Below are 13,955 nucleotides of genomic sequence, written 5' to 3'. Positions count from 1 at the left end.
GATTCCTCAGTCGCTCTGCCCCGGGTTCTCCTCCACCAGCGCCGTCTGCATCAGACGCTCCTTGCGGCGGGCGATGTGCAGAGCACGGCCCGGGGGAAGGTTGCGGGGCTTGGCGTTGCCGAAGAGGCGGCCTTCGGTGGGCGGGCAGGACAGCAGGACGGCCGGGTTGTTGGACTCGTCCAGGCGACGCATGAGCCCGTCGCTGAGACCACGTCCCGCGCCCATGGCGCTGCGGGCGACGACGAGATGGAGACCCGTCTCGAAGCCCAGCGTCAGATGCTCGAAGAGCGGCTCGAAGGGACTCTGGAAGGAGCTGCCGGAGACCATGTCGTAGTCGTCGACCAGGATGAAGAGGCGAGGCCCTGTCCACCAGTCGCACTGGCGCATGCGGCCAGGGGCGATGTCGGCGCCGGGGATGCGGGTCTTCATCGCGCGGGCCGCGCCCTCGATGGTCTCCTTGAGGTTGTCCAGGGAGATCACGTGCCCGATGCGGTACTCCTCGGGGATGGTGTCCACCAGGGTACGTCGGTAGTCCACCGCGATGATCTTCGCCTCGTCGGGCGTGTACCGGGAGGTGATGCCCTGGGTGATGCGGCGCAGCATGTTGGTCTTGCCGCTCTCGGTGTCGCCGACCACGATCAGGTGCGGGGTGCGGCTGAAGTCGTGCCAGACCGGTTCGAGCGCGTCCTGGTCGATGCCGAGCGGGAGGCGCATGCCGCCGCCCTCGGTGGCCTCGGGCGCGGGGAGTTCGGCGAGCGGGAGCCGGTGCGGCAGCATCCGTACCTGCGGGGCCGGCGCGCCCGTCCAGTGCCGGGACACCTCGGCGACGAGGTGGGCGACACCGTCGCCGAGATCCTCCAGGGAGCCGCTCCCGTCGATGCGGGGCAGACCTGCCAGGAAGTGCATCTTGCTGTCGGCGGTGATGCCGCGGCCGCCGCTGCGCGGCACCGAGCGGGCCTTGCGGGTGTCGATCTCGGAGTCCATCGCATCACCCATCCGCAGTTCGAGGCGGGTGGCGGCCTGGTCACGGACCTGGGCCGAAAGCTCCACCCAGCGGGTGGTGGTGATGAGCAGATGGATGCCGTAGTTGAGACCACGGGCCGCCAGCTCGTTGAACTTCGGGATCAGGTTGTCGTAGTCCTGACGGACCGTGGACCAGCCGTCGATCACCATGAACACGTCGCCGAAGGGCTCGTCGGGGAACTCCCCGGCGGCCCGGCGCCGACGGTAGGACTGCATGGAGTCGAGGGTGTGGTCGACGAAGAACTGCTCACGGCGTGCGAGCAGCGTCATGACCTCGGCGACGGCGCGGTACACCCGCTCCGGGTTGAGCCGTGCCGCGACACCGCCGACATGCGGGAGCCCGGCGAGCTGCGAGAGCCCGCCGCCGCCGAAGTCGAGGCAGTAGAACTGGACCTCGGCCGGCGTGTGGGTGAGGGCGAGAGCGCTGATCAGGGTGCGGGCGAGGGTGGACTTGCCGCTCTGCGAACCACCCGCGATGGCGACATGGCCGCCTGCCCCGGAGAGGTCCACCACCAGCGGGTCGCGGCGCTGCTCGAAGGGCTTGTCCACCAGGCCGACCGGGACGCGGAGCTTGCCGGTGCCGGACCAGCCGTCGGCACTGAGGCCGCGCCCGGGGACGGGCACGACGCCGGGCAGCAGGGCGTCGAGCGGCGAGGGCTCCTTCAGCGGCGGCAGCCACACCTGATGGGCGGCCGGGCCCGCGTCGCGCAGCCTGTCGAGGGCCACGTCGAGCAGGGTCTCCTCGGGGCCGTTCTCCTCGACCTCCGGCTCCGGTTCGGGCGCGGCCTCCAGGGTGCGCGGCACCACCCAGCCACTGGTCCACGGTACGACCTGGCTGGCGACGCGGGCCTGGACCACCGCGCCGGTGCGGCGCGCGTAGGTGCCGGAGGAGTAGGCGGCGCGGAACCGGGTCAGGGACTCCACACCGGACTTCAGGAAGCCGCTGCCGGGCTGAGCCGGCAGTTGGTAGGCGTCCGGCACACCGAGGACGCCCCGGCTCTCCATCGCGGAGAAGGTGCGCAGACCGACGCGGTAGGAGAGGTGGCTCTCCAACTGGTGCATGCGGCCCTCGTCCAGGCGCTGCGACGCGAGCAGCAGGTGTACGCCGAGGGAACGGCCGAGGCGGCCGATCATCACGAACAGGTCCATGAACTCCCGGTGCGCGGAGAGGAGCTCACTGAACTCGTCGACCACCACGAACAGGCTGGGCAGCGGGGCGAGATCGGCCCCGGCCGCGCGGGCCCGCTCGTACTCCAGGGCGGAGGTGTAGTTGCCCGCGGAGCGCAGCAGTTCCTGACGGCGCATGAGCTCGCCGTGCAGGGCGTCCTGCATACGTTCCACCAGGGCGACCTCGTCGGCGAGGTTGGTGATGACGGCGGAGGTGTGGGGGAGTTCCTCGAGGCCGAGGAAGGTGGCGCCGCCCTTGAAGTCGACCAGGATGAAGTTGAGCGTCTCGGAGGAGTTGGTCAGGGCGAGGCCGAGGACGAGCGTACGCAGCAGTTCACTCTTGCCGGAGCCGGTGGCGCCGATGAGCATGCCGTGCGGGCCCATGCCTCCCTGCGCGGACTCCTTGATGTCGAGCTCCACCGGGCGGCCGTCCACGCCGACCGCGATCGGCACCCGCAGCCGTGCGGAGCCGGTGTTGCGGGCGAAGAGGGCCTGCGGGTCGTGCCGGTGCAGGTCGGGGATGCCGAGCAGGGTCGTCAGCTCGACGTCGCTGTCGAGCGGCTGCGCGATGTCGCTGCCCAGGCTGATCCGGCGGCTGGTGAGCAGCCGGGCCAGCGACTCGGCGCCGTGCCTGCCGAGCCGGTCGGGCTTGCCGAGCGGCACGGAGCGCTCCTTGCGGCTGCGGTCGGTGCGCACCAGGCTGACCTGGTCGGGCCCCGCGGTCAGCCGCAGCGTGTTGCGGCCGGGACGCCAGCGCAGCGCCCCGGAGACGTCCAGGACCAGGGCGTTGCGGTAGCCGTGCCCCTCCCAGCGGTGGCCCTCGGGGACGGTGACGCCGTCCAGGACGATGACCGTGTAGGGCTCGTCACGGCCGGGACGGGCCTCCGGGTCGAAGCCGGGGCGCTCGGCGAACTCGGCGCCGAGCAGATCGTCGAGCTCGGTGAGGTCGGCGGTGATCCGGCGGACCTGGCCCGCGCCGTCCTCCTCGTACGGGTGCAGGGCGTGCGGCAGCCACTTGGCCCACTCCCAGTCGGGCCGCCGCTCGTCGCTGACGCAGAAGGCGATCCACAGCTCCTCGGGCGCGTGGAACACCGCGAGCTGGCCGAGCATGGCCCGGACCAGGGCGCGTACCGCTTCGGTGTCGGCTTCGGAGGTTTCGGTGCCGGGCGTTTCGTCGGCGCGGAGCAGGACCCTGGCGGAGGAGCGCAGGTAGAGGCCGAGGGGCTGTTCGGGGATCGTGGAGTAGGCGCGGATGAAGCGGCGCAGGGCGTGGGCGCAGAGGGGTTCGAGGTCCTCCACCGGGCGGGTGGAGACGGGGTTCAGGGCGAGCGCCAGCTGCTGTTCACCGACCGCCAGACGGATCTCGCCGAAGTCCTCGTCGGCAGGGCGGCGTTCCCACAGCCGTGAGGTGCGGGCCAGCGAGCGCAGCGACGCGGGCTCCGGGTGGCGCCAGGCGAGCGCCCGCTGCTGCTCCGTGATGGTGACCCGGACCCGCTTGCGGATCTGCGCCAAGTAACGGAGGTAGTCGCGGCGTTCGCCCTTCAGGCGCTGCTTGCGCTCGCTGGACTTGCGCATGATCTGGCCGAGGAGCATGGCACCGGCGGAGAGCGCCATGACGCCCATCGCCAGATACATGAAGACGCCGTTCCCACCGCCGGGGCGCAGGAACATCAGCATCATCGAGACCGACATGAGCGCCATCGGCAAATAGGTCCATATGGCCGAGGTGTCCGGAACCGTCTCGGCAAGGACCGGCGGCTCCTGAAGGGTCAATTGCCCTTCGGGCATCTCCGGTCCGCGTCTGCGGGCCGGCCGGCGAAACAGCACCACGCTCAAGGAACAGAACCTCCGGTTTCACTGGCTTTTAGGCCCGCAGCGAATACCGGGGCTCTCGGCAGCGGGAAAAGACCCGCACCGCGCTGATTGTCCCGGTCCCGCGTGACGCGGTGAACGCCGGGTGAAAGATTCGGGTGGATAGCGAGGGAGGGGCAACTCCCCTGATGGACAACTCTCTGCCGGACAATGGAACCGGTCCGTAGTACGACCCGGTGGGCGTAGGCAGTAGTCTGCATTCACGGAACGCGACCTGTCCACGCGGGGCGGTGTTCACGGTCGGCGCGGAGACAATTCCCCGGCCCGGCACCCCCGTTCCTGGCCGCGTGCGTCTTCCGTACTATTCGCACGACCCCACTCCCGGGGAAGTCCTCCAGACAAAGCCTTCACGGAAGACGAGAGTTCAGCTGATGACCGACAGTGCGGTGGCCGAACTGTGCCGCCTGACCGTACGTGCGCCGAGCGTGTCCGTCGATCTCGCCGTGCCCGCCGATGTGCCGGTCGCCGATCTCCTGCCCACATTGCTGCGTTATGTCGGCGAGGAGGTCGAGGAGGCGGGTCTCGACCACGCCGGCTGGGTGCTCCAGCAGCTCGGTGACGCCCCGCTCGACGAGGAGACCACCCTGGCCCGCGCCGGGCTGGCCGACGGCGCCGTGCTCTACCTGCGCCCGCACACCGAGGCGCTGCCCGAGGCGCGGCTCGACGACCTGGTGGACGGGATAGCCGACACCGCGGGCCGACGGTTGCACACCTGGCACCCCGGAGCGGCCCGCGGACTCCTGGTGGGCACCGCGGTGGCGACCGTGGTGGTCGCCCTCATGCTGGTGCTCTGGCCCGGGGTGACCGAATCCGGCTCCCTCAGGGCTGTCTGCGCGGCCCTGGCCGGGCTGCTGATGCTTGCGGGCGCGGGCTCCGCCAGCCGCGCGGTCGGCGACCGGCTCTCCGCGAACGCGCTCGGCCTGCTTGTCGCGCCCTGTCTGGCCCTGGCCGGCTGGCTGCTGCCCGGCGGCGAGTTGAGCGGCCCGGACGCGGTCCGGGTCGCGGGAGCGCGGCTGCTCGCCGCGGGCGCGGCAGGCGCGGGCGGCGCGGTCCTCGCGCTCGCCGCCACCGCGGTCGGCGCCCCGGCCCTCCTCGCCACCGCGCTCGTCTCGGTGGCGACCGCGATCGCCGGGGCCCTGATGGGGTACACCGGCCTCGGCGCCTCGGCCGCGGTGGCCCTGGTGGCAGGGGTGGTCACGCTCGCCGCCGGGGCGGTGGCACCCTTCGCCTTCAAACTGGCAGGCTTGCGGCTGCCCGCGCTGCCCTCCACCGCCGCCCAGCTCCAGGAGGGCATCGAGCCCTACGCGGGCGACGAGGTCGCCGAGCGCACCGAGCTGGCAGGGCGCTGGGTCACCGCGCTCTTCGCCGCCACCGGCACCATCGCGGCGGCGGCCCTGACCGTCCTCACCCAGAGCCCGAGCCTGCCCGAGGTGCTCGCCTCCCTCGTGCTGAGCCTGCTCCTCCTCCTGCACTGCCGCGGCCTTGTCCACATCGGGCAGCGGCTGACCCTGACCGTTCCCGGCGTCTGGGGGCTGCTGCTCCTCGCCCGCGCCTGGGCGGTGGACAGCGACGGCACCGGCCGCCTGGTGGTCTTCGCGGTGCTGTTCGCCGCGGCTGCCGGACTCGTGGTCGCCGCCTGGATCATCCCCGGCCGCCGGGTGCTGCCGTACTGGGGCCGTGCGGGGGAACTCGCGCACACCCTCTTCGCCGTGGCGCTGCTGCCGCTCAGTCTCTGGGTCGCGGGCCTCTTCGGCTGGTTGCGCGGCCTGTTCGGCTGAGCGCACCGGGACGGAGGGATCCCGTACACGGGGTAAAGAGCCCGCACACCGGGACACGGAGAAGGAGTCGTAGGAGAGGCCGTGCAGTCCAAACGAGACCAGGTACACGCCCACACTTTCATGATGGGCAGGCTCAGTTCGGGCCTGCTGACGGCCGATCCGGACGCCCCGGAGAGCCCGCTCGGGCGGACCACACGCGGCGTGATCTTCGGCGTCCTTGTGACCGTCCTGATCGGTGCGATCACCACCGTCTACGGCCTGCTGCGCCCCGGCGGGAACGACAGCTGGCGCGACGGCAAGCACCTGGTGGTCAACAGCGACACCGGCGCCCGCTACCTGTGGACCGACACCGACGGGACCCTGCACCCGGTGCGCAACTACGCGTCGGCGCGGCTGATCGGGGGCTCCGACCTGGCGGCCGTCGACGTCCGCACCGCCTCGTTGGAGGGCGTCCCGGTGGGCGCCCCGGTCGGCATTCCCGGGGCTCCGGACACCGTGCCCGGCGCGGGCCAACTCGATTCCGGCGCCTGGCACATGTGCGTCACCGGGCCCGGCGGGGCGCTGCCCGACACCTCCGGTGCCGTGGCGGACACCGGGGTGAACAAGCCCGGGGCCACCAGTGTCGTGGCCGGGGCGCCGCTGAACTCCCGTGACGTCGGCAGCGACCGCGGGGTGCTCGTACGCGGCCCGAACGGCACCGAGTACCTGGTGTGGCGGGGGAGCAGGCTGGCCCTCGACCGTGCGTCCGACGCCCGTAACGCGCTCGGTTACGGCTCCAAGCAGCCGATGCCGGTCTCGGCGGCCTTCCTCGACGCGCTGGCGCCGGGACCGGCCCTGGCGCCGCCCGAGGTGCCCGGCCGCGGCGAGGCGGGCCCCGAACTCGGGGGCGAGGCCAGCCGGATCGGCCAGCTGTTCAAGGTCAGCGTGCCCGGCGGCGACAGCACCTACCACCTCCTTCGCAAGGACGGCACGGTGCCGCTGACCCGGCTCGGCGCCGCTCTGGTGCTCGGCGACCCGGCCACCCAGAAGGACGCCTACCAGGGGGAGTCGCCCGAGGTGCGCACGGTCGGTGCGGCCGTGCTGCGCGAGCACCGGGCGAAGAACCCGGGCCCCGTCGCGTCCGCGGAGCTGCCGGACGCGCCGCCGACCCCGCAGTCCGCGACGCGCGGCAGCGCGCTCTGCGCGCAGGTGGACGGCGGCGAGGGCGGCGCACGGATCCGGTCGGTGCTCGTGCCGCTGTCCCGGCTCGCCCCGGTGGCGGTGTCGGAGGGCGCCGCCCAGCCGCTGAGCCCGGCCTGCGTCCCCACGGACGCCACGATCGTGCGACCCGGTCACGGCGCCCTGGTCCGGGCCCTGCACGCGAGTGGCGCCGCGCACGCGGGAACCACCTACCTGGTCGCGGAGAACGGCGTGAAGTACCGCCTCTCGGCCAAGGAATCGCTGGAAGCACTCGGGTACGAGGCAGGGGACATCGACTCGGTCCCGGCACCGCTCCTCGCGTCCCTGCCGACCGGCGCGGACCTCGACCCGGCCGCCGCGTCCGGCGCCGCCAAGCCCAAGGTCACGGCTCCGGCGTGCGGCAGCGCCGACCGGACGAAGAAGAAGGACGGTGAGAACGATGACGCGGACAAGACGTCGACCGCATCTCGCAGTTGACACACCGTACGGATTCGGGCAAGACGTACATAGCGCGCCGAAGAAAAGGAAAGGGGACGATCGCGGGGAAAAGTCGGGATCGATCCGACTCGTGTAGTGTGAATCTAGTGAAGACATCGGCGTCTTCACGGTGCCGGACGCACACGCGCGAAGCTCAGCAGAAGCTCAGATGTTCCTGTGGGGCGGCCTCGTCGACGGAATTCCGGGTCAAGGTCCGAATCGGGGCTTTCTCCATGCCCGTTCGGTCTCTTCGCGTGCCCGCCTTCCGCCCGTTTCGCGATCCGCGGAGCCGAACTCCACATCGCGCCCGCCCGATCGGCCGACACATGTGTTCATTCCGCTGCAATCTTGCAACAACTCCGGTGACATAGAGCTGAATTCCGCTGGTCGGCCGATGCTCAGATCTTCCCCACTCGCGTTGCGCAAAACACTGGGTTCTCTCTAGCCTCAGCGAGGAACGGTGCGATGCACGCGCCTGAACGAAAGGAGCGCGACATGGCGGACAGCGCCGCAAGGAAAGCGGATTATGCCAAGGGCTTGGGAGGCGTCACCTCCCTGGAGTCGGCCCGGGGCCAGGTCGAGAAGGTCCAGAACAACGTCGCCGAGATCGCCGCGCGTTCGGGCGTCGGCGGTGACGAGGGCCAGGCCCTCCTGAAGCTCTTCCGCAGCTGGAACTCCGAGGCGCAGAAGGTCGTCGTCCAGATCAGCACGATGATCGACGCGCTCCAGGAGAACGTGACCTCCGCCAACCGCCTGGCGAAGGAGAACCAGGACCTGACCGAGGTTCTGAACAGCAAGACCAGCCAGGGTGTCTTCGAAGCACTGAGCTGACCCCCACCGCGGTACCGGCCCCTCATGTGAGGCCGGACTTCGTGAGCTTCCCGGGCGCGCGCCCGGACTTCGAGAGGAGACGTCATGGCCGACGGCATCATCGACCTGCAATACCCCAAGGTCCAGCAAGCCATCGAGGAATTGATGGAGCAGACCCAGGTGATCATCACGACCCTCAACAACCTGGAGGACGAGCTGAAGCCGCTCGTCAACTCCTGGGAGGGTGCGGACCAGGAAAAGTACCGTGAGGTCCAGGCGGAGTGGGACCAGGCCACCAAGAACATGGCCCGGCTCCTCGGTGACAACGGTGAGCTGATCCAGTCCATCCACGACAATCACTCCCGCGACGAGCGCAAGAGCGCCGACAACTGGGGTGGTGTGCGGGCCCGCTAGGCCCAGCCGCACCCACCGGTCCGGCGGGCGCCCGTACGCACGGCGCCCGCCGGACCATCCCGTCCCCCCCGACCGGCACCGAGCAGCAGGAGAGCGTCCCATGGCTGGTGAGAAAGCCGACGTCAAGCACTTCAATCTCAAGGAGATGGAGAACTTCCGCGACAACGAGGTACAGGCGGTGCACAACCGCGCGAAGACGCACCGCGAGGACGGCTCGAAGGCCGGCGTCCGCACGCTCGAAGAGCTCATCGATGGTAAGACCACCGATGACAACCTCGTGCAGGACAAGCAGTTTCTGCGCATCGGCAAGATGCTCACGGAGCCCCTGGTCTCGGGGCCGAAGCTGATCAAGGGCGTCACCGACGCGGCCACGGCCGTCGACAAACTGCTCGGTGACCAGGTCAAGCTTTTCGAGGAGTTGAAAGAGGCGCTCACCGACACCATCGACGAGGCCAACAAGACCAAGGACAAGAACCTGGAAGCGATCGACGCGAAGACGTTGCTCCAGAGCTTCGAAGAGGTCGACACACTCACCGCCGGCAGCAGTGGCGGCACCGACAGCTCGGACGACTGAGACTCCTGAGTCCGTGCCGCGCGCAGCGGCCGTGGCCACGGCCGCCCGGCGCGCCCGCGTGAGAAACATCCGGCCGTACACCCCCACGAGGACGGGGTGCGTCGGTACGGACGACAACAGATCAGAAAGGGCGCCCGGTGGCGGAAGACACAGGCATCGACGACAAGCACGACGAGCACCTCAAGTACGTCGCCGACGCCAAAGAGATGCCGACCGACACGTGGGCCCTCCTGGTCGCCCACATCACCGGCTACCCGGTGCCGGAACGCGCCAAGCTCTTCGACACGCTCCGCTCCGACAAGGGCGGCAAGCTCTTCCGGATGGACTTCCAGGAGAAGGGCATCAAGCAGGCCGTCGAGGACTCCACCGGCTTCGCGATGAACTCGGACGACGACTACGACATCTGGTTCTTCGACAAAGGCGACAAGACAGTCGTCAAGCAGGCCCGGATCGTCTTCGAGGGCCGCGTGAAGTCCGGTGACGAGGTCATCTTCGCCTCCGCGGGCTCCGACAACGTGAACACCGCAAGTGTCCGGTCGGGTGGCGAGTTCACGGACTACAACGACGACAAGATGGACAGTCGGCCACTCGCCCAGTATATGAACGGACCGCGGGCGGCGCTCATGGCTTTGCTGGAGGGCAGTACGGAGGGCACCAAGTTCAGCGAGCTGCCCGTTCCGGGCAACGACGCCGTGATCCTGAAGTCCTTCGACGACACCGGGAAGTCCTTCGACTACGCCGCGAAGTTCTTCAAGGACCAAGCGCCGCTCCTGAAGGAGTGGGAGGACCGCTTCGGCGCGGACGACGCGAGCTGGAAAGGCGAGGCGGCGGACGTCTTCCGCAGCCTGCTCGAGAAGATCCGCGAGAACTACGACAACTACGTCGAGACCTTCAACTCCGCCGTCGGCGGCGGCAGCGGCACCAGCACCGAAGGCACGGTGTACTCACGCGCGCTCGCACTGGGCCGTACGTACCTGGAAGACGCCGCGAGGGATCTGCTCGCCGCGTGGTTGAAGTGGGCCAACTCCCCGCACTACGACCCGCATCAGGTACTGCGCTACGTCCTGGACGACCTCGCCACGTGGGTGAACGAGAACAACGTCAAGAAGACGGACATCGAGGCGATCGGTCCTTACTACACCACCTACATGCACAGCCCGCACGGCGACTTCACGCAGGTGCACGAGTATGGCGACCTCACTGACTCCGCCACCTGGACGAAGGTCGGCGACAAGGCGGTCGAGATCTGGTCCCAGGGTGTCGACAAGTACCTGGGCGAGGAAGCCGCCAAGGTGCAGTCCCGCCTGAACAACCACTTCATCGACCTCAGCAAGGACTTCTCCGAAAACATCCCCAAGCCGAAGACGACCAGCACGGCTTCGGAGGACTACGCGGACAAGAAGGCGGACGACGCAACTGACGCGGCCAACAAGGCGAACGCGGACGCCGCCGCGGCCGCGAAGACGGCGGCTGACGATGCGAAGAAGGCGAACGAGGAGAACAAGGCGGCCGCGAAGGCGGCGGCTGACGATGCGAAGAAGGCGAACGAGGAGAACAAGGCGGCCGCGAAGGCGGCGGCTGACGAGTTGAAGAAGCAGCGTGCGGAGGACAAGGCGGACGCGGCCAAGGCGCGCGCGGAAGCCGAGGCCGCGGCCAAAGCCAACAGCAATGCCCTGAAGGACGGCCTCGGCGGCCTCAACAGTCCTGGCGGTGGTGGGGGCAACCAGAAGCTCAACCTCGACGACCTGCTGAATCCGGGCAACCAGAACAACGCGAACAAGCCGCCGACCGAGAGCCTTGGCAACCTCGGAAACCTGAACGGCCCGGGTGGTGGCCTCGGCGGTTCGAACAGCCCTGGCGGTGGCCTCGGCGACTCGAACAGCCCTGGCGGTGGCGGGGGGCAGCAGTCCGTCGCGATGCCCCCGATCCCGCAGAACCTGGGCAACCTCGGGAACCTGAACAGCCCCGGCGGCGGCCTCAACAGCCCGGGTGGTGGCGGGACGCAGCAACCCGCCGCCGCACCCCCGATTCCCCAGAATCTGGGCAACCTCGGCAACCTGAACAGCCCCGGCGGGGGCGGGCTCGGTGGGATCAACGGCGGTGCGAATACGCCCCTCAAGAGCCCGACCGGCGGCAGCACTCAGCTGGGCGACGACAAGACAGTCACCGCCGACTTCCCGGACGGCAGCAGCAGCGCCTTCGACCCCGACAGCGGGACGCTCACCACCACACACCCGGACGGTTCGACCACCACGCAGAACCTGGGCGACGGCACCAAGGTGACGAACCCGGACGGCTCAGTGACCTCGCTCGGGGACGACGGCAAGCTGACCACCAGCTTCCCCGACGGCACCACTCAGGACGTCGACCCCACGACCGGCCAGGCGGTCACCACCGACCCGGACGGCAAAACCACCACCCAGAACCTCGGCAACCTGGGCAACCTCAACGGTGGGAACAGCGGGAACGGCGTGGGGAACCTGGGCGACCTCGGCGACATCAACTCCAGGATGGACACTCAGTCGAACGGCGACCTGGGCAACCTGGGCAATCTCGGGGACCCCAACAACCTCGGCAACCTCGGGGACCTCAACAATCTCGGGGACATCAACAACAACCAGTCCGGCCTGGAGACTCCGACCGGCGGGCACACCTCGCTCGACGGCAACGACTTCACCACCAAGTTCGCGGAAGGCGGCAAGGCCACCTTCGACCCGGACACCGGCATGCTCACCAGCACCGACGCGGACGGCAGCACCAAGCTGACCGATCTCACCCACGGGGCGAAGGTGACCAACCCGGACGGCTCCATCACCTCCCTCGACAACGGCGAGCCGGTCACCACCTTCCCGGACGGCAGTACGCAGAAGATCAATCCGGACACCGGCATCGCCACCCTCACCGACCCGCAGGGCGGCACCAAGACGATCGACCTGCACGACCTCAACTCCGTAGGGGACAAGAACAACCTGGACATCCCCAACAACCTCGACATCCCCAACGGCGTGGGCGGAGGCGGCGGGGGCGGCACCACCAACCGGGACGTGACGCTCCCCGATCTGAACACCGGTGGCAGCGGCGGCGGCGGAGTGGGCGCGGGCGGCGGCAGCCCGGTGTCCGTCGGCGCCGGCGCAGGTCTTTCCGGTCTTTCCGGGGGCTCCGGTTCGCTGGACGGTCTCGGCGCGGGCGGGGCTTCCCCGCTGTCCGACGGCGCCTCCGCGGACAACCCGGCCGCTGGCTCCTCGGGTTCCGGCGGCACACCCGGCGCCCCGGGTACCCCCGGCTCGCCCGGCATGCCGATGGGCGGCGGCATGGGCGGCATGGGCGCGGGCGGCGAGAAGGGCAACGGCGAGCGGGTGCGCTCCGTGCTGGTCGACGCGGTGGAGGAGAGCGAGCGGCGCAACCGCCGCAGCAGGCGCAGCCCGTGGAACCGTCAGGAGGACAGCGACACCTTCCTGGCGCCGGCCTCCCGGGTGACGACCACCGGCGGCGACAGCTCCGAGGAGGAGGCGGAGTCGGGCCGAAGGGCCACCACCTCCGCCGACTATCTGGAAGAGGACGCCGACGTATGGGGAACCGAGGAGGGTGGAACCCCGTCCGTCATCGGCCGATGACGACCGGAGCCCCGGTTCGGACACCGCGGAGAGACGAATCCCATTCGGTCCCCGCTTCCGTAACCGGCTCTCACCAGGCAAGATCATGTGCACAGTTGATGTACGTGGGACCAGAACCTGACACGCGCGGACCCGGTCCGGGCGTAGGGGAAGACCGAGGCGCATGGGAGGCGCGGACCTGATGGAACCATTGGAGAAGCGTCTGGAGAAGGCGATGGCCGAACTCCGGACGGCCCAGGAGGGCGTCGCGCGCACCGAGCGCGAGCTGCGCGATTCGTCGTTCGCCGTGCTCTCATCCGACCGCGCGGTCCGCTCCACCGTGGGCCCGCAGGGCGAGTTGACCGGGATCGAGTTCCTGGAGAACAAGTACCGCGACATGTCCCCCCAGGAGCTGGCCGCCAGCGTCCTGGAGTCGGCGAACGCCGCACGCCTGAAGATGAACCGCCACGTGATGAAGGCGTTGGCGCCCTTCACCGAACCCAGCAGCGAGGTACCCGAGCTGAAGGGCTTCGAGCTGGACTGGGAGCGGATCTTCGGTCCCGAGGTGCTCCGCGAGGACAACGAGGACACGGCACGCGGCGGTCAGCCGACCCCTGCCTGGCGTGACGCGATCGGCGAGGACGGGGAGAACTGACCATGGGCGAGCGGTACTACGCCGATCCGCAGCGCATCGAGGCCCTGGCGGAGCAGCTGGAGGAGATCGGCACCCTGGCCAGGAGCATGACCGAGGAGTTCCTCGACGAGCTCGCTCCCACGGTCAGCTGGCCCGGCACGAGCGGCGACTTCGCCGAGAAGGCCAAGCCGCAGGAGCAGAAGGAGCGGCAGACCACCAAGGACACCATGCTGTCCATCCGTGATGCCCTGACGAGCATCACCGATGCCACGGTCGGCCAGGTCCGCATGATGCAGGGCACCCGCGACCGCAACATCGAGGACATCGAGCAGGGCAAGAACCGCATCGACGCCAATGGTCTTGACGGCTACTCGGGCGGGCATGGACGCCGCTGACCATCGCACCGCAGGCCGCTCCCGCACCACGCCGGGAGC

General features: G+C 69.6%; 9 protein-coding genes. 8 read left to right on the top strand and 1 reads right to left on the bottom strand.

Annotated elements, in window-relative coordinates:
- Positions 1-6: 6 nt before the first annotated feature.
- A complete protein-coding gene (gene eccCa / locus ACZ5CR_RS15095; RefSeq protein WP_468857506.1) occupies positions 7-3,978 on the bottom strand; it encodes a type VII secretion protein EccCa in 3,972 nt (1,323 codons plus the stop codon).
- Positions 3,979-4,433: 455 nt separating this feature from the next.
- On the opposite strand from eccCa, the gene eccD reads away from it, so the two are divergent.
- The 8 genes from eccD to ACZ5CR_RS15055 all read left to right on the top strand — a co-directional run bounded on the left by eccD (position 4,434) and on the right by ACZ5CR_RS15055 (position 13,916).
- A complete protein-coding gene (gene eccD / locus ACZ5CR_RS15090; RefSeq protein WP_468857504.1) occupies positions 4,434-5,840 on the top strand; it encodes a type VII secretion integral membrane protein EccD in 1,407 nt (468 codons plus the stop codon).
- Positions 5,841-5,921: 81 nt separating this feature from the next.
- The gene (eccB, locus tag ACZ5CR_RS15085) at positions 5,922-7,496 is read left to right on the top strand and encodes a type VII secretion protein EccB (RefSeq protein ID WP_468857502.1); all 1,575 of its coding nucleotides are present in this window, start codon (positions 5,922-5,924) and stop codon (positions 7,494-7,496) included.
- A gap of 495 nt (positions 7,497-7,991) precedes the next feature.
- Entirely contained in the window at positions 7,992-8,327 is a 336-nt protein-coding gene (locus ACZ5CR_RS15080; RefSeq protein WP_453524375.1) for a hypothetical protein, read from the top strand.
- An 84-nt stretch (positions 8,328-8,411) separates the two neighbouring features.
- Positions 8,412-8,720, top strand: coding sequence for a WXG100 family type VII secretion target (locus tag ACZ5CR_RS15075; protein ID WP_468857500.1), 309 nt, complete (start codon positions 8,412-8,414; stop codon positions 8,718-8,720).
- A 100-nt stretch (positions 8,721-8,820) separates the two neighbouring features.
- Positions 8,821-9,294, top strand: coding sequence for a type VII secretion system-associated protein (locus ACZ5CR_RS15070; RefSeq protein WP_468857498.1), 474 nt, complete (start codon positions 8,821-8,823; stop codon positions 9,292-9,294).
- 137 nt (positions 9,295-9,431) lie between these two features.
- Complete coding sequence (locus tag ACZ5CR_RS15065) at positions 9,432-12,908, top strand: AAWKG family protein (protein ID WP_468857497.1); 3,477 nt, start codon at positions 9,432-9,434, stop codon at positions 12,906-12,908.
- Between the two features lie 178 nt (positions 12,909-13,086).
- Positions 13,087-13,542 (top strand): YbaB/EbfC family nucleoid-associated protein, encoded by a 456-nt coding sequence (locus ACZ5CR_RS15060; protein ID WP_468857796.1) that lies wholly within the window; start codon positions 13,087-13,089, stop codon positions 13,540-13,542.
- 2 nt (positions 13,543-13,544) lie between these two features.
- Positions 13,545-13,916, top strand: a complete 372-nt coding sequence (locus tag ACZ5CR_RS15055) for a hypothetical protein (RefSeq protein WP_468857496.1) — start codon at positions 13,545-13,547, stop codon at positions 13,914-13,916.
- The last annotated feature ends 39 nt before the right edge of the window (positions 13,917-13,955 follow it).

The organism is Streptomyces sp. NPDC031274, from assembly GCF_055570235.1.
Note: the sequence above shows the minus strand (reverse complement) of the source record. Positions and strands in the feature narration are given on the sequence as shown.